The organism is Streptomyces sp. SA15 (assembly GCF_002291145.1).
GTDB lineage: Bacteria > Actinomycetota > Actinomycetes > Streptomycetales > Streptomycetaceae > Streptomyces.
In genome coordinates this window covers 171,982-196,275 of the sequence record NZ_NTGE01000093.1, presented here as the reverse complement: position 1 = coordinate 196,275, position 24,294 = coordinate 171,982, and the positions used below count along the sequence as shown (strand labels likewise).

At 70.1% G+C, this 24,294-nt stretch carries 24 protein-coding genes and 1 pseudogene; 7 read left to right on the top strand and 18 right to left on the bottom strand.

Features of this window, described 5'->3' with window-relative positions:
- Positions 1-54 precede the first annotated feature (54 nt).
- Complete coding sequence (locus CLM62_RS17725; protein WP_095750844.1) at positions 55-1,482, bottom strand: MFS transporter; 1,428 nt, start codon at positions 1,480-1,482, stop codon at positions 55-57.
- A gap of 189 nt (positions 1,483-1,671) precedes the next feature.
- Between CLM62_RS17725 and CLM62_RS17720 the strand changes: the two genes are divergently transcribed.
- Positions 1,672-2,010, top strand: coding sequence for a helix-turn-helix transcriptional regulator (locus CLM62_RS17720; RefSeq protein WP_257003892.1), 339 nt, complete (start codon positions 1,672-1,674; stop codon positions 2,008-2,010).
- A gap of 36 nt (positions 2,011-2,046) precedes the next feature.
- On the opposite strand, the gene CLM62_RS17715 is transcribed toward CLM62_RS17720, so the two are convergent.
- On the bottom strand, positions 2,047-2,895 hold the full coding sequence (locus CLM62_RS17715) for a helix-turn-helix transcriptional regulator (protein ID WP_095750842.1): 849 nt from the start codon (positions 2,893-2,895) through the stop codon (positions 2,047-2,049).
- Between the two features lie 51 nt (positions 2,896-2,946).
- Positions 2,947-3,891: an NADP-dependent oxidoreductase gene (locus CLM62_RS17710; RefSeq protein WP_095750841.1), complete on the bottom strand. Its 945-nt coding sequence runs from the start codon at positions 3,889-3,891 to the stop codon at positions 2,947-2,949.
- Between the two features lie 418 nt (positions 3,892-4,309).
- Between CLM62_RS17710 and CLM62_RS17705 the strand changes: the two genes are divergently transcribed.
- On the top strand, positions 4,310-4,810 hold the full coding sequence (locus CLM62_RS17705) for a flavin reductase family protein (RefSeq protein ID WP_179382129.1): 501 nt from the start codon (positions 4,310-4,312) through the stop codon (positions 4,808-4,810).
- A gap of 387 nt (positions 4,811-5,197) precedes the next feature.
- Positions 5,198-5,653, top strand: a pseudogene (locus CLM62_RS17700) (nucleotidyl transferase AbiEii/AbiGii toxin family protein); the annotation flags it as partial.
- Between the two features lie 276 nt (positions 5,654-5,929).
- Here the strand turns inward: CLM62_RS17700 and CLM62_RS17695 are convergent.
- Positions 5,930-7,258 (bottom strand): class I SAM-dependent RNA methyltransferase, encoded by a 1,329-nt coding sequence (locus CLM62_RS17695; RefSeq protein ID WP_095750839.1) that lies wholly within the window; start codon positions 7,256-7,258, stop codon positions 5,930-5,932.
- A gap of 93 nt (positions 7,259-7,351) precedes the next feature.
- Entirely contained in the window at positions 7,352-9,400 is a 2,049-nt protein-coding gene (locus CLM62_RS17690) for an APC family permease (RefSeq protein ID WP_095750838.1), read from the bottom strand.
- A gap of 389 nt (positions 9,401-9,789) precedes the next feature.
- Here CLM62_RS17690 and CLM62_RS17685 point away from each other — a divergent pair, with 389 nt between their 5' ends.
- Together CLM62_RS17685 and CLM62_RS17680 are read left to right on the top strand one after the other, a co-directional pair.
- Complete coding sequence (locus CLM62_RS17685; protein WP_095750837.1) at positions 9,790-10,461, top strand: TrkA family potassium uptake protein; 672 nt, start codon at positions 9,790-9,792, stop codon at positions 10,459-10,461.
- The gene (locus CLM62_RS17680; RefSeq protein ID WP_095750836.1) at positions 10,461-11,138 is read left to right on the top strand and encodes a TrkA family potassium uptake protein; all 678 of its coding nucleotides are present in this window, start codon (positions 10,461-10,463) and stop codon (positions 11,136-11,138) included. The genes CLM62_RS17685 and CLM62_RS17680 overlap by 1 nt, the downstream gene beginning before the upstream one ends.
- Before the next feature lie 119 nt (positions 11,139-11,257).
- Here CLM62_RS17680 and CLM62_RS17675 read toward each other — a convergent pair whose 3' ends face one another.
- From CLM62_RS17675 to CLM62_RS17640, 8 genes are all read right to left on the bottom strand, one after another.
- Complete coding sequence (locus CLM62_RS17675; RefSeq protein WP_373559151.1) at positions 11,258-12,004, bottom strand: DUF3159 domain-containing protein; 747 nt, start codon at positions 12,002-12,004, stop codon at positions 11,258-11,260.
- A gap of 3 nt (positions 12,005-12,007) precedes the next feature.
- Complete coding sequence (locus CLM62_RS17670; protein WP_095750835.1) at positions 12,008-12,406, bottom strand: OB-fold nucleic acid binding domain-containing protein; 399 nt, start codon at positions 12,404-12,406, stop codon at positions 12,008-12,010.
- Positions 12,407-12,451: 45 nt separating this feature from the next.
- Positions 12,452-13,168 (bottom strand): response regulator, encoded by a 717-nt coding sequence (locus CLM62_RS17665; RefSeq protein WP_095750834.1) that lies wholly within the window; start codon positions 13,166-13,168, stop codon positions 12,452-12,454.
- Positions 13,162-15,708 (bottom strand): sensor histidine kinase KdpD, encoded by a 2,547-nt coding sequence (locus CLM62_RS17660; protein WP_095750833.1) that lies wholly within the window; start codon positions 15,706-15,708, stop codon positions 13,162-13,164. The genes CLM62_RS17665 and CLM62_RS17660 overlap by 7 nt, the downstream gene beginning before the upstream one ends.
- A gap of 134 nt (positions 15,709-15,842) precedes the next feature.
- Positions 15,843-16,535 (bottom strand): ABC transporter ATP-binding protein, encoded by a 693-nt coding sequence (locus CLM62_RS17655; protein ID WP_095750832.1) that lies wholly within the window; start codon positions 16,533-16,535, stop codon positions 15,843-15,845.
- Between the two features lie 99 nt (positions 16,536-16,634).
- Positions 16,635-17,405, bottom strand: coding sequence for a DUF3710 domain-containing protein (locus CLM62_RS17650; protein ID WP_095750831.1), 771 nt, complete (start codon positions 17,403-17,405; stop codon positions 16,635-16,637).
- Position 17,406: 1 nt separating this feature from the next.
- Positions 17,407-17,958 carry a dUTP diphosphatase gene (dut, locus tag CLM62_RS17645; RefSeq protein WP_095750830.1) on the bottom strand — a complete coding sequence of 184 codons (552 nt, stop codon included), beginning with the start codon at positions 17,956-17,958 and terminating at the stop codon, positions 17,407-17,409.
- Positions 17,955-18,539: a PaaI family thioesterase gene (locus tag CLM62_RS17640; RefSeq protein WP_095750829.1), complete on the bottom strand. Its 585-nt coding sequence runs from the start codon at positions 18,537-18,539 to the stop codon at positions 17,955-17,957. The genes dut and CLM62_RS17640 overlap by 4 nt, the downstream gene beginning before the upstream one ends.
- 58 nt (positions 18,540-18,597) lie before the next feature.
- Here CLM62_RS17640 and CLM62_RS17635 point away from each other — a divergent pair, with 58 nt between their 5' ends.
- Positions 18,598-19,059: a DUF3093 domain-containing protein gene (locus tag CLM62_RS17635; RefSeq protein WP_095750828.1), complete on the top strand. Its 462-nt coding sequence runs from the start codon at positions 18,598-18,600 to the stop codon at positions 19,057-19,059.
- A 17-nt stretch (positions 19,060-19,076) separates the two neighbouring features.
- On the opposite strand, the gene CLM62_RS17630 is transcribed toward CLM62_RS17635, so the two are convergent.
- The 4 genes from CLM62_RS17630 to CLM62_RS17615 all read right to left on the bottom strand — a co-directional run bounded on the left by CLM62_RS17630 (position 19,077) and on the right by CLM62_RS17615 (position 22,628).
- A complete protein-coding gene (locus CLM62_RS17630; protein WP_095750827.1) occupies positions 19,077-20,015 on the bottom strand; it encodes a hypothetical protein in 939 nt (312 codons plus the stop codon).
- Between the two features lie 13 nt (positions 20,016-20,028).
- Entirely contained in the window at positions 20,029-20,325 is a 297-nt protein-coding gene (locus CLM62_RS17625; RefSeq protein WP_005481602.1) for a DUF4193 domain-containing protein, read from the bottom strand.
- A 416-nt stretch (positions 20,326-20,741) separates the two neighbouring features.
- Positions 20,742-21,968 (bottom strand): HAMP domain-containing sensor histidine kinase, encoded by a 1,227-nt coding sequence (locus tag CLM62_RS17620; protein WP_095750826.1) that lies wholly within the window; start codon positions 21,966-21,968, stop codon positions 20,742-20,744.
- Between the two features lie 6 nt (positions 21,969-21,974).
- Complete coding sequence (locus CLM62_RS17615; protein WP_007385219.1) at positions 21,975-22,628, bottom strand: response regulator transcription factor; 654 nt, start codon at positions 22,626-22,628, stop codon at positions 21,975-21,977.
- Positions 22,629-23,045: 417 nt separating this feature from the next.
- Here CLM62_RS17615 and CLM62_RS50065 point away from each other — a divergent pair, with 417 nt between their 5' ends.
- Positions 23,046-23,219, top strand: a complete 174-nt coding sequence (locus CLM62_RS50065; RefSeq protein ID WP_172629090.1) for a hypothetical protein — start codon at positions 23,046-23,048, stop codon at positions 23,217-23,219.
- Positions 23,220-23,474: 255 nt separating this feature from the next.
- On the opposite strand, the gene CLM62_RS17610 is transcribed toward CLM62_RS50065, so the two are convergent.
- Complete coding sequence (locus tag CLM62_RS17610; protein ID WP_095750825.1) at positions 23,475-24,290, bottom strand: inositol monophosphatase family protein; 816 nt, start codon at positions 24,288-24,290, stop codon at positions 23,475-23,477.
- Positions 24,291-24,294 lie beyond the last annotated feature (4 nt).

Here is a 24,294-nt window from a genome sequence, read left to right as displayed (position 1 = left end):
CGCCCCGGTGCGGCAGCGGCGCCGCGCTCGGCCGACCCCACTGACGGCGGACGGTCAGGTGGTGGCGATGGCGGCCTCACGGTGTTCGGCGCGGGCGATCATCAGCCAGGCGCCGGCGGCGGCGGCGACATACGCGACGCCGATCACCGCGAAGCACAGCGCCGGACCGCGGTTCCAGTCCGAGGTGGTGCCGAGTACGACGCTCATCGCGGCGATGCCCACGAGCGTGCCGATCTGACGGTTGGCGTTGAGCACGGAGCCGGCCGCGTTCGCGTGCTCGGGGCCGGCGGCGTCCACCAGGGCGGCGGTCATCCCCGGGGAGATGATGCCCGCGCCGATGTTGGCGAGGCCGACGGCCACCGCCAGCACCCAGTAGGGCGTGGCCGAGGACACGGTGACCATGGTCAGCGAGGAGATCCCGGCGACCAGCAGGAAGACCGTCAGCAGTGCCCCGTTGGAGAACCGTGCGGAGATGCGCGAGTAGACGACGTTGGCCAGCGGGAACCAGATCGTCATCGGCAGCAGTTCGAGCCCGGCCTGGAAGGGGGTGGACCCACGGGCGTGCTGGAGGTACAGGCTCAGCATGAACATGCTGCCGTACAGCGCGAGGTTGAAGAGGAAACCCACCAGGTTGGCGCCGGCGAAACTCGGCCGGCTGAACAGGCTCCACGGCATGACCAGGTTGTCGGCGCGCCGCTCGCGCACCAGCAGCGAACCGGCGGCGACCACCAGCACGACGTACGACACCAGCATCCCGCCGGCTCCCCAGCCGAGCCGCGGCCCCTCGATGAGCGCGAAGCTCAGGGCGGCGAGTGCCACGATCCACAGGACATGGCCGGGCACCGCCAGCTTGGTGGCGCGTACCTCGGACGGAGCGATGAAGCGCTTGGTCAGCAGCATGCCGATGATGCCGATGGGCAGGTTGAGGACGAAGATGCTCTGCCAGCCGAACGCGCTGACCAGGAGACCGCCCACGGTCGGGCCGAGGCCCGCGGAGGTGGCCACGATCGCCGACCACAGGCCCAGCATCCGGGTGCGCTCTCGTTTCTCCGGGAACGAGAACACCAGCAGGGACAGCGAACTCGGCATGAAGAGCGCGGCTCCCACGCCCTGAAGGAGACGCGCGACGATCAGCACGGCCGCGTTCGGCGCGAGGGCGCAGCCGAGGGAGGCGACGAAGAAGACGGCCATGCCCCACAGATAGACGTTCTTGGCGCCGAGACGGTTCGCCAGGCCGCCGGCGAGCAGCAGCAGCGAGCTGAAGACCAGCACGTACCCGTCCACGATCCAGGTGAGTTCCGGCAGCGAGGCGTGCAGTTGCTCCTGGATCGCCGAGCCCGCGACGTTGACGACGGTCACGTCCAGCGCGGCCATGACGAAACCGGTGGCGAGGGCGGTCAGCCGCAGGCCTGGCGACACGGCCCGTTGGGCCGGTGTCACCTCATCGGGCAACCCAACTGGTTGGGACTCAGCACGGGGCATCGTTCTCTCCTCCGGGAGGGCTCGCTGGGGCGAAGAACGACCGCAGACCACCGACGACCGCGGCCAGGGATCTCTCCCCGTGTCCATTCAAACCACTATGACGATGACGGTCAAATTTGATGGCCGTCATCATATGACCGCTGTCGTACGATGAAGGCGCCACGCCGGAACGCAAGGAGGCCGAGTCACGTGACCGCACAGACCACCGAGCGCATCACCGATCACCTCGCCGCCGAGGACATCGCGCTCCAGGGCGTGCTGGAGGCACTGGCCGACCCGGTGCGGCGCAGCATCGTGCGCCAACTCGCCGACTCGGAGCGGAACATGGCGTGCGGGACCTTCGACATCAATGTCACGCGCTCCACCAGCACCCATCACTTCAAGGTGCTGCGGCGGGCGGGAATCCTTCGGCAGCAGTACGAGGGCACGGTGAAGACGAACTCCCTGCGCCGTGCCGACCTGGACCGTGCCTTTCCCGGCCTGCTCGACGCGATCATCGAGGCGGCTCGCCGCGAGGCGGACCAGTAGCCGGCACGTCCGGCCTCTCCCCGGTCGCGTCGGCGTTCACCCGGCCCGGTCGCCGTCGATCTGGGTCGGCATATAGAGCATGAGCAGCGGCTCGGACCTCTGGTGCAGCCCCATGACGACGTGGTGGAAGGCCGCCCTGCGGCCGGGGGCGGGCCGCACCTCGACGGTCGCGATCCCCGTGTCCCGGGTCTCGTGCCGCGCCCACAGCCGGTCGAAATCCGGACTCGCCGAACACAGCCTTCGCGCCAGGCGTTCGAAGTTCGGATCGTCGAGAAAGCGCACGGCCTGGACGCGGAACTGGCCGACCAGGCGGCTCGCCACGTCCAGCCAGTGGGGGTAGCGACTCCTGTTGCGGCCGTCGGTGAAGAACGACCAGAGGTAGTTGGAGCCCGTGGCCTGCACGCCGAGCAGTGTGCGCGCGGGGGCGTTGCTCACCAGGACGTTCCAGTACCGGTCGACCACGAAGGCCGGAGCCGGCTGCCACACCTCGACGGCGAGCCGGAGCCGGGACAGCTCCTCCGAGGTCACCTCCTGGCGGGCGGCCGGCGGATTCACTCCGGCCAGCAGATACAGGTGCGCGCGCTCGGTGCGGTCCAGGTTGAGCGCCTTGCTGACCGCGTCGAGCACGTCCTCGGACACCTTGATGTCCCTGCCCTGTTCGAGCCACGTGTACCAGGAAGCGCTCACCCCGGCCAACACGGCGACTTCCTCGCGCCGGAGCCCTGGTGTGTTCCGGCGCCCGCCCACCGTCAGCCCGACATCGCCGGGCGAGAGCCGCGCCCGGCGGGACCTGAGGAAGTGGCGCAGCGCGGCCCGCCGCTCTCTGTTGGCGTCTTTGACGTTCCTGGTCTCCTCCTGGCCCAAAGCGACACTGCTACCCCTCATGTAAGCCACCCTTCACGCACGAAGAACCAGTCCGAGTCACCGGAACGGCTGTCAGAAGGCGAGGATCAGACGCCCTCGGACCCCACCGGCCTCCAGGCGCCGGTGGGCTTCGGGAGCCCTCTCGGGAGCGAGTACGTCGGCGGTGCGCAGGGTCAGTACGCCCTTCTCCGCCAAGGCGGCGAGCTCCTCCAGGGCGGGGCGCTTGGCCGGATGCCCCAGAACCAGTACCCCATGGATGGCGATGCCGCGCTCCGAGGCCAGCTCGTAGGGACGGCACTTGGCGAACCGCCCGCCGTCCTTCACCACGCCCAGAGCGTCGGCACCGATGACGGCCGCGTCGACGATCGCGTCAGCCCCCTCGGGAACCGCGGCACGATAGGCGCCGGCGAGATCAGCGGTGGCGGCGGCACGCGGCACGACCAGATCCGCGCCGAGCCCGTGGACCAGGTCGCGGTCCCGCACAGCGGCGTCGGCGACGACTCGGAGCCCGCGGTGCTTGGCGAGTTGCACCACGTACCCGCCCAACGCGCCCGCCGCTCCCGTGACGGCCAGCGTCGCTGCTTCGGGCAGGTCGAGGACTGAGAGGGCCAGGTTCGCGGTGAGCCCGTTCATGGGCAGGCCGGCGACGTCACGGAGGTCGAGGCCCCGGGGCGCGGCGACGACCTGGTCGCGGGGCACCACAACGTACTCCGCCTGGGCTCCGCCCCCGGCGTGGAAGGGATTGACGAACGCCATGACCGGCTCACCGACCCCGAGGTCGACACCGTCACCGACCGCGTCGACGACTCCGGAGGCGTCCATGCCGGGGGTGTGGGGCGGCTCCTGCCCGGCCATGGCGGCGGCCAGCTCCCCCGAACGCAGCAGCAGATCAGTGGGGTTGACCGCGGCGGCGGTGACCCGGATACGGACCTGTGCCGGGCCGGGGACGGGCAACGGACGGTCCACGACCTTCAACACATCGGGTCCGCCGAACTGTTCGATTCCGACAGCGCGCATGATGCGGGGTTCCTTTCACGAATCGAATCAAGGGGTCATACGGAGGGGGCGCCCGGCCGGCGATCCGGTGACCGCGGTCAGAGTGCGGCGGTCACCAAGGGGTGGGGTCTCTGTGCGCCCGGGAACACGGCGAGAGCGGTCAGCCGCTTCACGGTCATGCGCTGGAAACCCGAACTGGGCCTGGTCAACCCGGACATGACCACGATGATTCACCGAGTGGCGGAACCGAACCAGTTCGCAGATGTCATATTGGCAGCACCAATACGAACGAGGCCGCGGGCGTGGTGGTGCCGCTCCCAGGTGGACGGCAACCGGCACAGACTCGCCCTCTCCGCCCGCTGGATCAGCTCCTACGATTTCCCGTGAGCGATCAACTGCCGTACGGCTGTGCGGCGGTTACCTTCTCATGAGGAGAGCGATGGCAACTCGTCTGGATGCCTCGGCCTTCGACTCGGCGCACTTCCGCCGAGTGCTCGGACAAGTTCCGACCGGTGTGGTGGCCGTTTCGGCGATCGACGGGGACGAGCCGGTCGGTCTGACCGTAGGTTCCTTCGCGTCGGTGTCACTGGAGCCGCCCATGGTCGGCTTCTTCCCCAGTGTGACCTCCACCAGTTGGCCACGTATCGAACGAGCCGGATCCTTCGTGGCCAACGTGCTGGCGGAACATCAGGCGGAGCTGTCCGCGGTGTTCGCGACCAGTGGAGGCGACAAGTTCGGCCGGCTCGACTGGCACCGGGGGGTCACCGGAGCCCCGATCCTCGACGGCGTCGCCGCATGGATCGAATGCGAGGTGGCGGATGTCGTCCCGGCCGGCGACCACCTGTTCGTCCTGGGCCGGGTACTCGACCTGGCGGTCGCCGGTGATCCTCGCCCGCTGGTTTTCTTCCAGGGGGACTACGCGCGACTGGCCGGACAGTGACGCGGGGAGATCATCCGGGCGCGCACGGGTCAACGCGTGCGCAGTCGTGACCCCCCGCGCAGAAGAGGGGATACCGGCCCGTCGGCAGACGGCCCGAGCCGACGCAGGCTCCGCCCACGCCTCCCCCGATCGCTGAGCCGGACACAGGGACCCCGGTCCCAGGGACGGCCGACGAAGGGTGACTCGCCATGCGTCCGCTGCCCGGAACCACACGTCCCTCCCCCGAGCAGTGGTCTAGCGTGACGATGACCGCCTGCCCCAGCCGCTCGCCCCGATTGTGAGGCCCCACGTGCACATCGCGCCCCTCAGCCCCGACGACCCCGCCGAGCTGGGCGGATACGAGCTGCTCGGGCGGATCGGGCAGGGCGGCATGGGCCAGGTGTATCCGTGATCGCCCTCGGCTCCCCATACCCCCTGGTTCTCACCGGCGGGTATGCCGTGCGGGCACACCGCCTCGTGAACCGCCCCAGCCAGGACCTCGACGTCGCCACCGAGAACCCGGCGCCCATGGCCGACATCGCGGCCACGCTCCGCGCCGGCCTGGAAGCCCGCGGCTGGAAGGTGCACGCGCTGGAGACCGCCCCGCTGTCCGCCCGCTTCACCGTGACTGACCCGGCCACCGGGCAGGAGTGCGAAGTCGACATCCTCAAGGAGATCTTCTGGCGGCCGGTCGCCCAGAGCCCGTACGGGCCCGTCCTCGCGGAGGAGGACGTGATCGGGACCAAGGTCCGCGCCCTCGCCGACCGCGGAGCGCCCCGCGATCTGATCGACGTGTTCGCAGCCTCCCGCCGCTGGTCCAACGCCGAGCTCGAGGAGTTCGGCCGCCGTCACGCCCGTGGCCGACGACGAACCACCCATGACACCGGGTCAGGCAGCAGCTCTATGGATCTTGTCGATTCCTGCGGGCTACCTGCGGCGCGTCGGTTTTCCGGCTCCTCCGTAACTGCGTCATCGGAGCGGTGGCCGGAGAGTCCCTCTCCGCGGCCAGTGGCCTGACGGCGTGCGGTTCGCGCGCTTCGATCCCCTCGGTACCGGGGATTGGATCGGTCTGTATCTGCCCGATGTGTTGTGCGGAGGGAAACAGGTCGAGGGAAGCACCGGGGATGGCGAACCCGCAGGTCAAGCCCCCTTGGCGGCCGGCTCGAGAATCGCAACGCATTCCACATGATGCGTCATAGGAAACAGATCGAACACCCGCAACATCCGCACCCGATACCCCCCATCCCGGAAGTACCCCAAATCCCGCGCCAACGCCGCCGGATCACAAGCCACATAGGCGATCCGCCGCGCCCCCAGCGACGCCAGATGCTCGACCGTCTTCCGTCCGGCGCCCGCCCGCGGCGGATCCAGGACGATCAGGTCGACCTCCGTGATCCCGGTGCGCGGCAGCACAGCCTCGACCTTGCCCTGCTCGATGCGCACGCGGTCGAAGTCGGCGAGGTTGTGCCGGGCGTCCTCCACCGCGCGCTTGCCGGACTCGATGCCGAGGACCGCGCCCTTCTCGCCGAGCCGGTCGGCCAGCGCCCCCGCGAACAGCCCGACACCGCAGTACAGGTCCAGCGCCATCTCGCCCTTGCGGGGCAGCAGGCCCTGCATGACCGCCGTCACCAACGTGTCCGCCGCCTTCGGGTGGACCTGCCAGAAGCCGCCGCTGCCGACGCGGTGGGTACGGCCGTCCGCGCGTTCGCGGACGAAGGGGCGGCCGTGGACGCGGTGGACGCCGCCGTCCTTCTCCTCGACCCTCATCACGGAGACCGGCTTGTCCAGCTCGACCAGCGGCAGCCGCGCGCCCGGCTTCGGCGTCAGGATCACCTGGCGGTCCTGCGAGCCCGTCGCCGCGATCGCCTCGACGGACTCCATGCCCGTCCAGTCACGCTTCTCGATGCCCAGCTCGCTGACACCCTCGGCCGCGATCATGCAGTGGTCGATCGGCTCGACCTCGTGCGAGCGGTGTCGGCGCAGGCCCGCGTGGCCGTCGGGCGTCACCGCGTACTGCACCCGCGTCCGCCACTGCGGCACCTGACCCGCCGGCAGCTTGTCGCCTTCCGCCGGCATCACCGTGCCGTCCCAGCCTGCCTCCTGAGGCGTGAGACCGGCGAGCCGCTGCAGCTGCTCGGCGACGACCTCGCCCTTCATCCGGCGCTGGGCGCCCGGCTTGGCGTGCTGCCAGTCGCAGCCGCCACAGCGGCCGGGGCCGGCGTACGGGCAGGGAGCCTCGATCCGGTCCTTGGACGGCGACAGGACCGAGACCGCGTCCGCCCGTAGGAAACGCGCCCCTTCCTCGCCTTCCGTCACGCGCGCCACGACCCGCTCGCCGGGCAGCGTGTGCCGGACGAACAGCACCTGGCCCTCCTCGGTACGGGCGATGCAGTGCCCGCCGTGGGCGACGGGGCCGACCTCGACCTCGTACTCCTCCCCCACCAGCGACTTCTTCGGTTCTGCCTGCATGGCGGGGTGACTCCACAACATCGATAGCGGGAAACGACTGGGGGAAGGATTGGGGGAACGATTGGGGGAAGGGGGGGACAACAGCCCACCAGTCTACGTCGGTGTCGACGTCTCCTTCGCCCGCTCCTGGGCGGGACCGCGCCGCACCGAGCCCGGAGCGTTCCACTCCTGCTGCTTGCGGGCCCGCTTCCGTGCCACCTCGGAGGACTGCAGCTGGTAGGGCACCGAGGTCACCATGACACCCGGCGTGAACAGCAGACGGCCCTTGAGCCTGAGCGCGCTCTGGTTGTGCAGCAGCTGCTCGTACCAGTGGCCGACCACGTACTCGGGGATGATCACGGACACAGCGTCCCGCGGCGACTCCTTGCGCAGGCCCTTCACGTACTCGATGATCGGCCGCGTGATCTCGCGGTACGGCGAGTCCAGCACCTTCAGCGGTACGTCGATGCCGCGCCGCTCCCACTCCTCGCGCAGTGCCTTGGTCTCGGCCGGGTCGACGTTGACGCTGAGCGCCTCGAGGGTGTCGGAGCGCATCAGCTTGGCGTACGACAGCGCCCGCAGCGTCGGTCGGTGGATCTTGGAGATCAGCACGACCGAGTGCACGCGGGACGGCCGTACGATGTCGTCGCTCGGGCCCTCGGGGGCGGCGATCTCCTCGGAGACGCGGTCGTAGTGCTTCCGGATCGCCGTCATCATCCCGTAGAAGAGCACCATGCCGAGCAGCGCGACCCAGGCGCCGTGCGAAAACTTGGTGACCAGGACGACGACCAGCACCAGACCGGTGAAGAAGGCACCGAAGGTGTTGATGGCGCGGGAACGGATCATGCGGCGGCGCTTGGCCGGGTCGCGCTCGGTGGCCAGGTGGCGGTTCCAGTGGCGGACCATGCCGGTCTGGCTGAGCGTGAAGGACACGAACACGCCGACGATGTAGAGCTGGATCAGCCGGGTGGAGTCGGCGCCGTAGATCCACACCAGGAGCGTGGCCGCGCCGGCGAGCAGCACGATGCCGTTGGAGAAGGCGAGGCGGTCTCCGCGGGTGTGCAGCTGGCGCGGCAGGTAGCGGTCCTGGGCGAGGATCGAGCCGAGCACCGGGAAACCGTTGTAGGCGGTGTTGGCGGCCAGGAACAGCACCAGCGCGGTGGCCGCGGCGAGCACGATGAAGAAGAAGCTGCCCTTGCCGAAGACGGCCTCGGCGACCTGGGTGATCACCGGGTTCTGCACATAGTCGGCGCCGACCGCGACACCGTTGCGCAGCAGGTCGGATGCCGGGTTCTCGGCCATGCGGACGTCGGTCACCAGCGCGAGCACGATGATGCCGCAGAACATGGTGACGGCCAGCAGGCCCATCATCGCGAGCGTCGTCGCCGCGTTCTTCGACTTGGGCTTGCGGAAGGCGGGCACACCGTTGGAGATCGCCTCCACGCCGGTGAGCGCGGCACAGCCGGAGGAGAAGGCGCGCAGCATCAGGAAGAAGAGGGCGAAGCCCGCCAGCCCCTGGTGCTCTGCCTCGATCTGGAAGTCCGCCGTGGGCGCCCGCATGGTGTCGTCGAGGACCAGCCCGCGGAACGCACCCCACGCGATCATGGTGAAGACGCCCGCGACGAAGACGTAGGTGGGGATCGCGAAGAGCGAGCCGGACTCCCTCACACCGCGCAGGTTCATCACCGTGAGCAGCACGATCACGCCGATCGCGCAGGCCACCTTGTGCTCGACCACGAACGGGATCGCGGAGCCCAGGTTCTCGATGCCCGAGGAGATCGACACGGCGACGGTCAGGACGTAGTCGACGAGCAGCGCGCTCGCGACCGTCAGGCCCGCCTTGGGTCCGAGGTTGGTGTTGGCCACCTCGTAGTCGCCGCCGCCGCTGGGGTAGGCGTGCACGTTCTGCCGGTAGGAGGCGACCACCGTGAACATCAGCACGACGACCGCGACGGCGATCCAGGGGCTGAAGTGGTACGCCGACACGCCCGCGATCGACAGGACCAGCAGGACCTCGCCGGGCGCGTACGCCACGGAGGACAGCGGGTCGGAGGCGAAGACGGGGAGGGCGATGCGCTTCGGCAGGAGTGTTTCCCCGAGCCGATCACTGCGCAGTGCGCGCCCGATCAGAATCCGTTTGGGCACGTCGGTCAGTTTGGACACAACAGAGCATCGTAGGCGTTCGAACGCGGGGGCAACCACCCGCCACCCCTCATCTGCCCTATGGGTGAAATCGACCAGCGGCCCGGCTGCGGGTTCCACGGGTGGCGGGATCCGCATGCCTATATGACAAAACCCCGCATTTCCCGGCCTTAGCCGCCCCTGGAGGTTCCATGCACACGACCGCACAGCTGATCGGCGCCGCGGCCGCCCTCGTCGGCCTCGGAATCCTGACTCTGGCCAGCGTCCGCAGCATCAGCCGCCGCTGACCGCCCCGGTGCGAGGCAACCGTGCACAGGGGTGCCGACGTCCTACCGCGCGTGTGTAGCTTGGGCGTCTGTCTGAGACCCTGATGTGGCTGAGCAGTAACTATTCACACCGGAAGGACGGTCGTGCACATCGTCATCATGGGCTGCGGGAGAGTGGGGTCCGCTCTCGCCCAGACCCTGGAGCAACAGGGGCACACGGTCGCCGTGATCGACCAGGACCCCACCGCCTTCCGACGACTCGGCTCCTCGTTCGGTGGTCGCCGGGTCACTGGGGTCGGTTTCGACCAGGACACCCTGCGCGAGGCGGGCATCGAGGAGGCCGGCGCGTTCGCCGCCGTCTCCAGCGGTGACAATTCGAACATCATCGCCGCCCGTGTGGCCCGCGAGATGTTCGGCATCGAGAACGTCGCGGCCCGGATCTACGACCCCCGCCGCGCCGAGGTCTACCAGCGCCTGGGCATCCCCACGGTCGCGACGGTCCGCTGGACGGCCGACCAGATGCTGCGCCGGCTGCTGCCCTCGGGCGCCGAGCCGCTGTGGCGCGACCCCACCGGCGGTGTCCAGCTGGCCGAGGTGCACGCCTCGACCGCCTGGGTCGGCCACAAGATCAGCAGACTGCAGGAGGAGACGGGCGTCCGGGTGGCGTTCCTGACCCGGCTCGGCGAGGCGATCCTGCCCAGCTCGCAGACGGTGTTGCAGGAGGGCGACCTGGTGCACGTGATGATGCGTACCGACGAGGTCGACAAGGTCGAGGCGGCGTTCGCTAAGGGTCCCGACGAGGAGGGCGGTCACTGATGAGGGTCGCCATTGCCGGTGCCGGCGCGGTTGGCCGCTCGATCGCGGGCGAGCTGCTGGAGAACGGCCACGAGGTCCTGCTCATCGACAAGGCGCCGACCGCCATCTCGGTCGAGCGCGTCCCGCAGGCGGAGTGGCTGCTCGCCGACGCCTGCGAGATCACGTCCCTGGACGAGGCGGCGCTCCAGCGCTGCAACGTGGTGATCGCCGCGACGGGAGACGACAAGGTGAACCTCGTCGTCTCCCTCCTGGCGAAGACGGAGTACGGCGTCCCGCGCGTCGTGGCCCGCGTCAACAACCCCAAGAACGAGTGGCTGTTCAACGAGTCCTGGGGCGTGGACGTCGCCGTCTCCACCCCGCGTCTGATGTCGGCCCTGGTCGAGGAGGCGGTGAGCGTCGGCGACCTGGTCCGCCTGCTCCGCTTCAGCCACGGCGACGCCAACCTCGTCGAACTGACCCTCCCCGAGGAGTCGGCCCTGGCCGGCACCCAGGTGGGCGACGTGGAGTGGCCTCAGGACACGTCCCTGGTCACCATCATCCGCGGCACCCGGGTCCTCACCCCCTCCCGGGAGGACTCCCTGGAGGCGGGCGACGAACTGCTGTTCGTGGCCGCGCAGGCCCGTGAGGAGCAGCTGGAGGACCTGCTGTCGGTGCGGCGGGAGGACGCGACGAGCTGATCCCTCCGGGGGTTACGACGACTGATCCCTCCGGGGGTACGACGAGAAGGGGCGCCCTGGGTCTCCAGGGCGCCCCTTTGTCGCTCGGCTTCGGCGTTTCGGCCTGCCGAGTCGGGTGCCTACTCGGCCGACCGAGCCGCAGCCTCCCGCGCCTTCTCCTCCGCCTCCATCTCCGCGAAGACATCGATGGGAGCCGGCGCCTTCGCCAGGAACACCCACGTCAGCCACACGGCCAACAGGAACGGCGGGATCTTCAGCGTGACCAGCACCCAGCCCAGCTGGGCCGTGTCGGCCCACCAGTACAGCGGGAAGAGGATCGCGCACTTGGCGAGCAGGATCGCGCCCCAGGCGTAACTGGCCTTCGCGTACGCCTTCTTGCGGCCCGGGTTGCGGGTGCGCCAGGAGAGGTTCTCCTTGAAGACGGGGCCGAGGATGAGACCGATCAGCGGCACGCCGGCCAGGGTCGTGATGATGTACGCCAGGCCCAGGCCCAGCGTGTAGAGCATGCCGGGCAGATAGAAGTCCTTGGCGTTGCCGGTCATCATCGCGAAGACGACACCGAAGGCGACGCCGAAGACGCCGCTGAAGGCGTGCTTGACGGTGTCCCGCATCACCAGGCGGACCACGACCAGCAGCAGGGACACACCCAGGGCGGCGATCGCCGACAGGTGCAGGTCCTTGTTGATCGTGTAGATCGTGACGAACAGGAGGCCGGGCAGCACCGTTTCGACCATGCCCCGCACGCCGCCGAACGCCTCGAACAACGCGGCCTCCGTCACCGCCCGGGCATCCCGCTCAGCGGCTGCGGCGTCTTGAATGTCCGCGGTGTCATCGGTGTCTGTGGTCGGCTTGTCGAGCGACGTCACCGGCTACTCCCGTCCGAGGGGTCTCAGTTCGTACTTGGGATTGAAGAGCACCCGGCGGCCCCGGCTCATCGAGATCCGGCCCGATGCGATCAGCTTGCGCCCCGGCTCTATCCCCACGATGGAGCGCCTGCCGAGCCACACCACGTCCAGGGCGGCGGAGCCGTCGAACAGCTCGGCCTCCAGGGCCGGAACTCCCGCGCGCGGCCGCAGGGTGACCGTGCGCAAGGTACCAGTAACCGTGACCACCTGTCGGTCGTGACAGTCACCGATCCGCGTACAGCCGGCGGTCGCGGCGTCCTCCCGCAGCTCCTCGGACTCCAGGTCCTCCTGCGACGAGGAGAGCCGGTCGAGCATGCGCCGGAACCGGCCCACCGGCTTCTCGGATCGAGGGGCAGCACTCATATCTGAAGCGTACCGGGGCCCACCGACAGCTACGTACCCCCCGTACTAGCGCTCGAACCGGTACCCCATACCCGGCTCGGTGACGAAGTGTCTCGGATGCGACGGATCCTTCTCCAGCTTCCGCCTCAGCTGGGCCATGTAGACCCGCAGGTAGTTCGTCTCCGTCCCGTACGACGGCCCCCACACCTCCTGGAGCAGCTGCTTCTGGCTGACCAGGCGGCCGGTGTTGCGCACCAGCACCTCCAGCAGATGCCACTCCGTGGGCGTCAGCCGTACGTCCTTGCCGTCCCGGTTCACCTTCTTCGCGGCCAGGTCGACGGTGAATCCGTCGGTCTCCACCAGGACGTCGTCCTCGCCGCCGCCGGTGGGCTCCGCGCGGCGTACGGCAGCCCGTAGCCGGGCCAGCAGCTCGTCCATGCCGAACGGCTTGGTGACGTAGTCGTCGGCGCCCGCGTCGAGGGCCTCGACCTTCTCGTCGGAGGAGTGCCGGGCGGACAGCACCAGGATCGGCACCCGGGTCCAGCCGCGCAGGCCCCTGATCACCTCGACGCCGTCCATGTCGGGCAGGCCCAGGTCGAGGACCACCACGTCGGGGTGGCGGGCGGCGGCGAGCTGGAGGGCGGTGGCGCCGTCGTGCGCGGCGTCGACCTCGTACTGGCGCGCCTTGAGGTTGATCACGAGGGCGCGCACGATCTGCGGCTCGTCGTCGACGACCAACACCCTTGTGGGGGTCTGGGGGGTCCCCCCAGTAGGACTCAGCATGAAGCCTGCCTTTCCGGTTCCGCTGAGGGGAGGAACTCCGGACGCGATCCCGCCGCGCGGAGCGTGAGCACCATGGTGAGGCCGCCGCCGGGCGTGTCCTCGGCGTCGAGGGTGCCGCCCATGGCCTCGGCGAAACCGCGGGCCACAGCGAGGCCGAGTCCGACTCCGGCGCCGCGCGGGGCGTCGCCGTAGCGCTGGAAGGGCGCGAAGATGCGTTCCTTGGCATCGTCGGGGACGCCCGGCCCGCGGTCGACCACCCGCACCTCGACCCGGTCGGCGAGGGCGCTGGCGGAGACCAGGACCGGATCGCCGGGCGGACTGTACTTGACCGCGTTCTCGACCAGGTTGGCCACCGACCGCTCCAGCAGCCCGGGGTCCACGGCGACCATGGGCAGGGTCTCCGGGACGTCCAGCTCCACGCTGTTCTCGGGCACCCCGCCGAGCGCCATCGGCACCACCTCGTCGAGGTCGATCTCCCGGATCAGCGGGGTGACCGTGCCGGTGTGCAGCCGGGACATGTCGAGCAGGTTGCCCACCAGGTGGTCGAGCCGGTCGGCGCCCTCCTCGATACCCTCCAGCAGCTCCGCCTGGTCCTCCTGCGACCACGCCACGTCGTCGGACCGCAACGACGAGACGGCCGCCTTGATCCCGGCCAGTGGCGTACGCAGGTCGTGGCTGACGGCGGCCAGCAGCGCCGTACGGATCCGGTTGCCCTCGGCCAGCGTGCGGGCCTGGTCGGCCTCCTCCTTCAGGCGCCTGCGGTCCAGGACGACGGCGGCCTGGGCGGCGAAGGCGGCCAGCACCCGGCGGTCCTCGGCGGGCAGCACCCGGCCGGTCAGCGCGAGCGCCATATGGTCCCCGACCGGCGTGTCGACGTCCGCGTCCTCCGGCCGCAGCACCGCCCGCCCGGGACCGACCCGGCCCGCGCAGGTCCACGGGGCGACGCCGCTCTCCCGCTCCAGCAGCGCGGCCGACTCCATGCCGAAGGTCTCGCGGACCCGCTCCAGCAGCTCCTCCAGGCCGGTCTCGCCGCGCAGCACGTTGCCCGCGAGGAAGGACAGGATCTCCGACTCCGCCCGCAGCCGGGCCGCCTGGTGCGTGCGGCGGGCCGCGAGGTCGACCACGGAGGCCACGGACACCCCGACGGCGACGAATATGGCGAGGGCGACGATGTTCTCCGGGTCGGCGATCCGCCAGTGGTGCAGGGGTGGTGTGTAGAAGTAGTTCAGCAGCAGGGAGCCGACCGCCGCCGAGGCCAGCGCGGGGAAGAGCCCGCCGAGCAAGGCCGCCGCCACCGTCACCGTCAGGAACAGCAGCATGTCGTTGGCGAGGCCGATGTCCACGAGGCTGAGCAGGAACGCCATGATCGCCGGCCCGGACACGCCGACGAGCCAGCCCCAGATGATCCGGGCCCGGCCCAGCCGCGCGCCCCTGGCCACCGGCAGTCCGCGCCCCTTGGCGACCTCGTCGTGGGTGACGATGTGCACGTCGAGGTCGGTTCCGGACTCCCGGGCGACCGTCGCGCCGACCCCGGGGCCGAAGACGTACTGCCAGGTCTTGCGGCGCGAGGAGCCGAGGACGATCTGGGTGGCGTTCACACCGCGCGCGAAGTCCAGCAGCGCTGCCGGTATGTCGTCGCCCACCACGTGGTGGAAGGTGCCGCCCAGGTCCTCGACGAGGGTGCGCTGTACGGCCAGTTCCTTCGGTGAGGACGAGGTCAGCCCGTCGCTGCGGGCTATGTGGACCGCGAGCACCTCGCCGCCGGCGCCCTTCTCCGCCAGCCGCGCCGCCCGCCGGATCAGCGTCCGCCCCTCCGGACCGCCGGTCAGCCCGACCACGATCCGCTCCCGCGAACCCCAGATCTTCGACACCCGGTGCTCGCTGCGGTACTGCTGCAGATACGCGTCCACCCGGTCGGCCACCCACAGCAGCGCCAGCTCCCGCAGCGCCGTCAGGTTGCCCGGCCGGAAGTAGTTCGACAGCGCCGCGTCCACCTTGTCCGGCTGGTAGATGTTGCCGTGCGCCATCCGTCGCCGCAGCGCCTGCGGCGACATGTCGACCAGCTCGATCTGGTCCGCCCGCCGTACCACCTCGTCGGGCACGGTCTCCTGCTGCCGCACGCCGGTGATCGACTCCACCACGTCGCCCAGCGACTCCAGGTGCTGGATGTTGACGGTCGAGATCACATCGATCCCGGCCGCCAGCAGCTCCTCCACGTCCTGCCACCGCTTGGCGTTGCGCGAGCCGGGGATGTTGGTGTGGGCGAGTTCGTCCACGAGGGCGACCTGAGGCCGCCGGGTGAGGACGGAGTCGACGTCCATCTCGGTGAAGACGCCGCCGCGGTACTCCAGCTCCTTGCGCGGGGTCTGCTCCAGGCCGTGCAGCATCACCTCGGTGCGCGGCCGGTCGTGGTGCTCCACGAAGGCCACGACACAGTCGGTGCCCCGCTCGACACGCCGGTGCGCCTCGGACAGCATCGCGTACGTCTTGCCGACGCCCGGTGCCGCACCGAGATAGATCCGAAGTCTGCCGCGTCCCATGCCCTCATTGTCTTTCGGTCACCTGCCTGCGCAGCGTCGACCTTACGGCCAAGAATCCCGACAAAAGGGGTCGGGTACGCCCTCGGGACCGTCTTTGACGCAACCCTGACGCCCACATCCGTGACGGCGGAGCGTCACCCCTGGAGGATCTCCCCGTCCCTCAGCTCCAGCACCCGGTCGGCCAGGTCCAGCAGGTTCGCGTCGTGCGTGGCGACGAGCGCGGTGACCTTCTCACTGCGTACGACGGCACGCAGCAGCTCCATCACGGAGTGACCGGTCTCCGCGTCCAGCTGGCCGGTCGGCTCGTCGGCGATGAGCAGCGAGGGGCTGTTGGCGAGGGCGCGGGCGATGGCGACCCGCTGCTGCTGGCCGCCGGACAGCTCGCCGGGCCGCTGCCCGGCGTGGTCGGCGAGGCCGACCAGGGACAGCAGCAGCTCGACGCGCTCCTCGCGTTCGCGGGGGTCGGCCCGGCGCAGCCGCATCGGCACGCCGACGTTCTCGGCGGCGGTGAGGATCGGGATGAGCCCGAAGGACTGGAAGACGAAGCCGACGCGGTCCCGGCGCAAGGCGAGCAGGCCGTCCTCGTCCAGCCCCGCGAGGTCGAGTCCGTCGACTGTGACGCGCCCCTCGTCCGGCGCGTCGAGGCCGCCGACGATGTTCAGCAGCGTGGTCTTCCCGGATCCCGACCGGCCCTTGAGGGCGACGAGTTCCCCGCGCGGCACGTCGAGGGAAACGCCGCGCAGGGCGTGGACGACGGCGGCCGAGTCGCCGTAGGACTTGCGGACGTTCTCGACGCGCACCATGGTCTCGGTGACCACCTGAGTCATGCGTCCTCCCCCGTTCCCCCGTGAACCGGGCGCCAGAGTACGAGAAAAGGCCGCACCCCGGCGAGAGGTGCGGCCCTGTGACACAGGCTCTCAGCTGTTCTACCGGACCTCGGTGATCTCCGGCCCGCGCTGCAGCTGTCCCATGCCGCCGGAGAAGCGGGAGCCCGCCTCCTCCTGCGTGATGCTCTCGGGGACCATCTGCGCGTCGTTCGGCAGCTTCAGGACGATCGGGTCGCGTGGCGCCATCGGGCCCTCGCCGCGAACCACCACCGTGTCCCGGAAGATCTGCTCCAGCAGACCGGCGGCCTGCGGCTGTACCGCGCCCTGGCCCGAGATCACCCCGCGCAGGAACCAGCGGGGCCCGTCCACGCCGACGAACCGCACCACCTGGAAGCCGCCCGTGCCGTCCGGCAGCTGCACCGGCACCTGGGCGCGCAGCTCCCAGCCCAGCGGTCCCTCGACCTCGTCGACGATGCCGCCCTGCTGGGTGATGCCGGAGCCGATCTCCTCGCGCACCTCGCCCCAGATGCCCTCCCGCTTGGGAGCGGCGAAGGCCTGCAGCTGGATGGCGCTGTCCTGCAGCACGACGGTCGCCGCGACGATCGCGTCGCCCGCGACCTCGACCCGCAGCTCCATGCCGTCGACGCCGGGCACGAACAGACCGCCCAGGTCCACCCGGCCCTCGGCCGGGTCACGGACCTCGGAGCTGTCCCACGGCCCGTCGGGCCGCGGCTCCGGTTCCAGCCTCACGCGCTCACGCTCGACCTCGTCGTCCGCCTCAGTGTCGACACTGTCGACGACCTGCTCGGCCTCGCTCGCCGCGTCCGCCGCGTCCTCAGCGGAACCCTTCTTCTTGCGACGTCCGAACACGTCACTGTCCTTCCCGGTCGGATACGACCGAAGCGTATCGATTCCCACCCGTCGCGCCGCCCACGGCGGCGTGACCACTTGTGCCGCGCCCGCCGTCCACCGCGGCATGGCCACCGGTGGACCCGAATCCCCCCTCGGCCCGTGCCGAGCCGGGAAGCTCCGCGACCTCCTGGAAGCGGACCCTCTCGACCTGCTGGACGACCAGTTGGGCAATCCGGTCGAAGCGCTCGAACCGCACGGACTCGCGCGGGTCGAGATTCACCACGATCACCTTGATCTCCCCACGGTACCCGGCATCAACCGTCCCCGGGGCATTCACGAGAGCGACACCGCAGCGGGCGGCGAGACCGGACCGCGGGTGCACGAAGGCCGCGTACCCCTCGGGGAGGGCCACAGACACCCCCGTGGGCAGCACGGCCCGTTCACCCGGCAGCAGTTCACAGCTCTCGGTGGTGCGCAGATCGGCTCCCGCGTCACCGGGATGCGCGTATGCGGGAAGCGGTACGTCGGGGTCGACGCGCCGGATCTGCACGGTCACGGGGTCACGGCTCACGGGTTCACCTCGAAAGCGCGGGTGCGCCGCACCTGGTCCGGATCGTTCATGGCAGCCTGGATCTCCTCCCGGCGGCCGTGGTCGACGAAGTGGTCGACCTTCACCTCGATGAAGAGGGCGTCGGCGCGGACCGCGACGGGCCCGTCGGGAGCGCCGATGCGGCCGGTGACGGTCGAGTAGATCTTCCGCCCGGCCACCGCGCTCACCTCGGCCTGAAGATGCAGGGTCGTACCGACCGGCACGGGCCGTACGAAGTCGGTCTCCAGCCGCCCGGTCACGGCGATCGTCCGCAGCATCCAGTTCAGCGCGCCCAGGGTCTCGTCGAGGGCGCTCGCCAGCACACCGCCGTGCGCGAGCCCAGGAGCACCCTGGTGGGCGGGCTGCACGGTGAACTCGGCGGTGAGGGCGACCCCCTCACCGGCCCGCGCCTGAAGGTGCAGCCCGTGCGGCTGCCCACCGCCGCAGCCGAAACACTGTGCGTAGTGCGCACCGAGGAGCTCGCCGGGCGCGGGAGCATCAGGGTGCCGCACCGGATTCACGGCGTCGGCCGGAGGCTTCAGAGCTGCGGAAGTACCACTCACAGCCGCAGACCTTACCCGCGCGTCGGCGCTGTACCGACACCGTGCCAAGCTGTGCTTCATGCAGCTCTCCGCCACCCCGTACGAAGAACGCCTCACCGCACCCCGCTCCTGGTGGCTGATCTCCTTCCTGGTCGGGGTCTCGATGGCGTTGATCCTGCTGCCCTTCGGCACCCTGCCGATGCTCGGCGGCCTGGCCGGCGGCACCGCCGCGGCGGCGGTCGTGGCCAGCGCGTACGGCTCGCCGCGCATCCGCGTCGTGGGCGGCTTCCTGATCGCGGGCGAGGCGAAGATCCCGGTGTCGGCGCTGGGTGAGGCGGAGGTCCTGGACGCGGCGGAGGCCGCCGCCTGGCGTACGTACAAGGCCGACACCCGCGCCTTCCTGCTGCTGCGTGCCTACATCCCCACCGCGCTGCGCGTGGAGGTCACGGACCCCGAGGACCCGACGCCGTACCTGTACCTGTCGACGCGTGAGCCGGAGCGGCTGGCCGAGGCTCTGAAGGCGGCGCGGGCCGCCGGATAGAACACCCGGACGAGGCGTCACTCGAGCTCTTTCGGGCCGTCCGCTCTCGGACCGCCCTGTTCGGGAATGTCCCCGATCGGCAGCGCGTCCTTGGGGGTCTCCAGGGGCGGCAGTGCGGGAAGTTCGTCCCACGGCACCTGCTTCTCGCGCAGGTCGGCCCGGATCCGCTCCGCGAGTTGCCTGGTGTCCCGGCGGTTCATGACGGCCCCCACGGCCGCGCCCACCATGAACGGCATCAGATTCGGCAGGTTCCGCACCATTCGCTTCATGATCTGCTGCCGCAGCTGCTGCTTCATACGGCTGTTCAGCGCGCCGTTCAGCGTCGACGGCTTGGTCACGTCGATTCCGCGCTCTCCCGACCAGGAGTTCAGATACGCGGTGGAACGCTGCTTCAGATTGCCCGGCGGCCGTACGCCGTAGACCTCGTGGAGCTCGGCGATCAGCTTCAGCTCGATCGCCGCCACGCCGGTGATCTCGGCGGCCAGTTCCGCCGGCATCGCGGGCGGCACGGGCATCATCGCGGCCGCGCCGATCCCCGCCCCGACCGTGGCCGTCGCGCTCGACGCACCCGTCACCAGCTTGTCGGCGAGCTCCTCGGGCCCGAGACCCGGGAACTGCCTGCGCAGCGTCGCGAGGTCCCGTACGGGGATCCGCGGGGCGTTGTCGATCAACCGGTCGGCGAGCTGCGCAAGGGCCGCCCGGGCGCGGCTGCCGCCCTTGCGGACGCCTTCCCTGGCTTTCTCCCGGATCACCGCCGCCCGCCGCCGCGCGACGGGCGCGGGGGTCTCGGCCGGCACCGGGAGGTCAGCCCGGCCGGCCGCCGGTTCGAGCGAGGCCGATCCCTTGTCGGATGAGCCCCGCTCGTCGTCACGCGCGCCGTGCGAGCCGTCGGACGGCCCTCGGTCCGCTCCCTTGAGGAGAGAGCGGCGCTTCCAGGGAGGGGTCGAGCCAGTCACGGCCGACCCGTCCTCAGTCGCAGTCGCGGCAGATCGGCTGGCCGTTCTTCTCCCGGGCCAGCTGGCTGCGGTGGTGCACCAGGAAGCAGCTCATGCAGGTGAACTCGTCCTGCTGCTTCGGCAGCACCCGGACGGCCAGCTCCTCATTGGACAGGTCGGCGCCGGGCAGCTCGAGGCCCTCGGCGGCCTCGAATTCGTCGACGTCCACTGCGGATGTCGACTTGTCGTTCCGTCGAGCCTTCAGTTCTTCAAGGCTGTCCGAGTCGACGTCGTCATCGGTCTTGCGTGGAGTGTCGTAATCGGTTGCCATGTCGCTCTCCCCCTCTGGGTGTCTGCGGTGTCTCCAGCGCACGTAACGCGTGAGAGGCCGGACTTGTGCCCGACCCGAGGCGGAGATTTTGCCTCACATCAAGGTCTGTTACTCAATCGACACCCAACCGGACTCCTCATGAGTGATCGGGTTGGATGGCGATCGGGACCGTACACGGTCCGAATCCCGCACTTCAAAGGCGTCTCACCGTGTACTTCCCGTGATCAGGACCCCCGGAAACCCGGACTTTCCCGGCTTTCCGGCAGACCACATGATCACGGAGAGTATATGGCTGGAAATTCGCTCTTGTGATCGATCACACAGGGAGACGCTCGGCGGACGGTCGGCAGGTGCCCCGAAAATTCCGCGCAAAGCGAACATCCCCGTGTGTCGGATCGTGTGCGGGGGCCATGCTCTCAGACAGGAAGGGTCACGCGCATGACGAGTCCCCCTCCGTCACGCGGCTGAGCCGAGATGTGCCCGCCGTGCGCCCGGGCCACGGACCGGGCGATGGACAGACCGAGCCCGACACCCTTGTCACTGCCCGTGCGCTCTGTACGCAGCCGTCTGAAGGGCTCGAAGAGGTTGTCGATCTCGTACGCCGGCACCACCGGACCGGTGTTGGAGACGACCAGGACCGCCTGTCCGTGCTGGATCTCCGTCGTCACTTCAACCCACCCGTTCTCCGGCACGTTGTACCGCACGGCGTTCTGTACGAGGTTCAGGGCGATCCGCTCCAGCAGCACGCCGTTGCCCTGGACCACGGCGGGCTTCTGCTCGCCGCGGATCACCACACCCTTGGCCTCCGCCTCGCCATGCACTTGGTCGATGGCCTGCGTGGCGACCTCGGCGAGGTCCACCGGCTTGCGCTCGACGATCTGGTTGTCGCTGCGGGCGAGCAGCAGCAGGCCCTCTACGAGCTGCTCGCTGCGCTCGTTCGTGGCCAGCAGCGTCTTGCCGAGCTGCTGCAGCTCCACCGGCGCGTTCGGGTCGGACAGATGCACTTCGAGGAGCGTGCGGTTGATCGCGAGCGGTGTGCGCAGTTCGTGCGAGGCGTTGCCGACGAAGCGCTGCTGGGCCGTGAACGCCCGCTGAAGCCGCTCCAGCATGTCGTCGAAGGTGTCCGCCAGCTCCTTAAGCTCGTCGTCCGGGCCGTCCAGCTCGATACGGCGGGACAGGTCCGAGCCCGCCACCGCGCGCGCGGTGCGGGTGATCCGGCCGAGCGGCGACAGCACACGCCCCGCCATGGCGTAGCCGAAGGCGAAGGCGATGATCGCGAGGCCGAGCAGGGCCAGGAGCGAGCGGCTGAGCAGATTGTCGAGGGCGTGCTGGCGCTGCTCGTTGACGCACTGGTTCATGGCGTTGTTGAACTCGGCGGGCGAGGCCTGGTCGGGCAGGTTGCAGATGGTGCTGGTGACCTTGCCCTCGACGATCTTGAACGGCAGGTCGCTGCCGACGTTGAGCGCCTGCGCTGCGAGCAGGTAGATGATCGACAGCAACAGGATGCCGGCGATCAGGAACATCCCGCCGTACAGCAGCGTGAGCCTTATCCGGATGGTCGGGCGCAGCCACGGCGCCTGGGGCCGTCGGGGGTCCCAGGTGGGCTTCGGAGGCGCCTGGGGAGGCGCGGGGGTCGCGGCCACGGGGGATCAGATCCGGTAGCCCGAGCCGGGGACCGTGACGATGACCGGAGGTTCGCCCAGCTTGCGGCGCAGCGTCATGACGGTGACCCGCACGACGTTCGTGAACGGATCGGTGTTCTCGTCCCAGGCCTTCTCCAGGAGCTGCTCGGCGGAGACGACCGCGCCCTCGCTGCGCATCAGCACCTCCAGGACGGCGAACTCCTTGGGCGCGAGCTGGACCTCCTTGCCGTCGCGGAAGACCTCGCGGCGGTTGGGGTCCAGCTTGATCCCGGCGCGCTCCAGAACCGGCGGCAGGGGCACGCTGGTGCGCCGACCGAGGGCACGCACGCGTGCCGTGAGCTCGCTGAACGCGAAGGGCTTGGGCAGATAGTCGTCGGCGCCGATCTCCAGACCCTCCACACGGTCGCTGACGTCACCGGACGCCGTCAGCATCAGCACGCGCGTGGGCATGCCGAGCTCGACGATCTTGCGGCAGACGTCGTCGCCGTGCACGAGCGGGAGGTCGCGGTCGAGGACGACCACGTCGTAGTCGTTGACTCCGATGCGCTCCAGGGCGGCCGCACCGTCGTACACGACGTCGACGGCCATGGCCTCCCGGCGCAGTCCGGTGGCCACCGCATCGGCGAGCAGCTGCTCGTCCTCGACGACGAGTACGCGCACGTCGCTTGTCCTTCCTGTGTCCACCCGCGTAGCGCTTCTCGGGCACGCGGGCAGGGGGGCTTGGTCGGTGTGTAGACCTCCATCCTGCCCTTTTCGGCCATAAGTCGGCGGTAAGGCGGGTGAGCGCAGCCCCAAGGACAGGTATGAGGCCCGGGAATCCGAGATTTTCTCCTCCGGTTGAGGTTTCCGTGGAAGAGAGCGGGGGGAGGACGGCTTTACACCCCGCGATCACGCTCTGCACGTGCCGTACCACCATGCGGCACTCCGCGATCCGCTTGCAGCAGAGTGGGCGTGGGTGTCCGGCACCGTCGCCGCCCAGCACCGGGCAGCGCTGGGCACCTACGGAGACGTGATCGCCCCTTCCGAACGGCACACCCCCGTGCCACCGACCCACGACCCAGGACGAGGGGGCGCAGCATGGACGCATTCACCGCAGGACTTCTGCAGCGCATAAGGGCGACCGAGTCCGACCTGACGCGGGCTCGCGACGAGGGCGACGACTTCCTCGTCGAGGTGGAGCAGGCCGAGCTCGACGACCTGCGCCGCCTCGCCGCCGAACACGGTGTGGAGGTCGGCGCGTATAGCGTCTGATCGGCTCGCACGGCAATGCGGCGGGGCCCGGCGAATCCAGCGCCGGGCCCCGCTGTTTTTGCGCCGTTTTGATGGCTCGGTCGCCTACGGGGCGCCCAAGCCGGTGTCGAGAGGCCGACCGTGCTCAGCCCTTCGGGCCTCCGCGCGCTCGGCCTCTCGACACCGGCGCGCCCCTTCGGCTCCCTCGCGGCCGGCGCGTGGGGACAGTGGGGGTTGGTGGGCCCTGGCTGTGGGCTGTGGTGGTGTGGGGTGCCGTCAGTCGTGCCAGGCTCCGAAGTCCTCCAGGAGCTGTTGGAGGGGCTCGAAGACGCCCGGGGTGGCAGCCACCGTCAGGTCACGTGCGGGGCGTTCTCCGGGGCGTCCACCGGTCAGGGCGCCCGCCTCACGGGCGATCAGGTCGCCCGCGGCCAGGTCCCAGGCGTTGAGGCCGCGCTCGTAGTAGCCGTCCAGGCGGCCGGAGGCCACGTCGCACAGGTCGACCGCGGCCGAGCCGCTGCGCCGGATGTCGCGCAGCAGCGGGATCAGCCGCTGGGCGACGTCGGCCTGGTGGGCGCGGACCTCGGTGACGTAGTTGAAGCCCGTCGAGACCAGGGCCTGCTCCAGCGGCGGCGCGGGGCGGCAGGCCAGCCTGCGTTCGCCGTCCCAGGCGCCGGTGGCCCAGGCGCCCTCGCCGCGGACCGCGTGGTACGTCTCGCCGCGCATCGGGGCCGCGACGACCCCGACCACCCTCTCGCCGTCCTGCTCGGCGGCGATGGAGACGGCCCAAGTGGGCAGCCCGTACAGGTAGTTGACCGTGCCGTCGAGCGGGTCGATCACCCAGCGGACGCCGCTCGTGCCCTCGGTGGAGGCGCCCTCCTCGCCGAGGAAGCCGTCGTCCGGGCGGTGCTCGGAGAGCAGGTCCGTGATCAGTTTCTCCGCCGCGATGTCCATCTCGGTGACCACGTCGATCGGGCTCGACTTGGTCGCGGCGACCGCGAGGTCGGCCGGGCGGCCGTCCCGCAACAGCGCGCCCGCGCGGCGGGCGGCCTCCTGGGCCAGTTTCAGCAGTTCCGCGTGCAGGGGGTCGGTCACGGGG

What these genes read in the sequence shown, in the direction of transcription:
- CLM62_RS17725 (WP_095750844.1), bottom strand. Translation starts at nt 1,482, where the DNA reads ATGCCCCGTGCTGAGTCCCAACCAGTTGGGTTGCCCGATGAGGTGACA.
- CLM62_RS17715 (WP_095750842.1), bottom strand. Translation starts at nt 2,895, where the DNA reads ATGAGGGGTAGCAGTGTCGCTTTGGGCCAGGAGGAGACCAGGAACGTC.
- CLM62_RS17710 (WP_095750841.1), bottom strand. Translation starts at nt 3,891, where the DNA reads ATGCGCGCTGTCGGAATCGAACAGTTCGGCGGACCCGATGTGTTGAAG.
- CLM62_RS17705 (WP_179382129.1), top strand. Translation starts at nt 4,310, where the DNA reads ATGGCAACTCGTCTGGATGCCTCGGCCTTCGACTCGGCGCACTTCCGC.
- CLM62_RS17695 (WP_095750839.1), bottom strand. Translation starts at nt 7,258, where the DNA reads ATGCAGGCAGAACCGAAGAAGTCGCTGGTGGGGGAGGAGTACGAGGTC.
- CLM62_RS17680 (WP_095750836.1), top strand. Translation starts at nt 10,461, where the DNA reads ATGAGGGTCGCCATTGCCGGTGCCGGCGCGGTTGGCCGCTCGATCGCG.
- CLM62_RS17670 (WP_095750835.1), bottom strand. Translation starts at nt 12,406, where the DNA reads ATGAGTGCTGCCCCTCGATCCGAGAAGCCGGTGGGCCGGTTCCGGCGC.
- CLM62_RS17665 (WP_095750834.1), bottom strand. Translation starts at nt 13,168, where the DNA reads ATGCTGAGTCCTACTGGGGGGACCCCCCAGACCCCCACAAGGGTGTTG.
- CLM62_RS17660 (WP_095750833.1), bottom strand. Translation starts at nt 15,708, where the DNA reads ATGGGACGCGGCAGACTTCGGATCTATCTCGGTGCGGCACCGGGCGTC.
- CLM62_RS17655 (WP_095750832.1), bottom strand. Translation starts at nt 16,535, where the DNA reads ATGACTCAGGTGGTCACCGAGACCATGGTGCGCGTCGAGAACGTCCGC.
- CLM62_RS17635 (WP_095750828.1), top strand. Translation starts at nt 18,598, where the DNA reads ATGCAGCTCTCCGCCACCCCGTACGAAGAACGCCTCACCGCACCCCGC.
- CLM62_RS17625 (WP_005481602.1), bottom strand. Translation starts at nt 20,325, where the DNA reads ATGGCAACCGATTACGACACTCCACGCAAGACCGATGACGACGTCGAC.
- CLM62_RS50065 (WP_172629090.1), top strand. Translation starts at nt 23,046, where the DNA reads ATGGACGCATTCACCGCAGGACTTCTGCAGCGCATAAGGGCGACCGAG.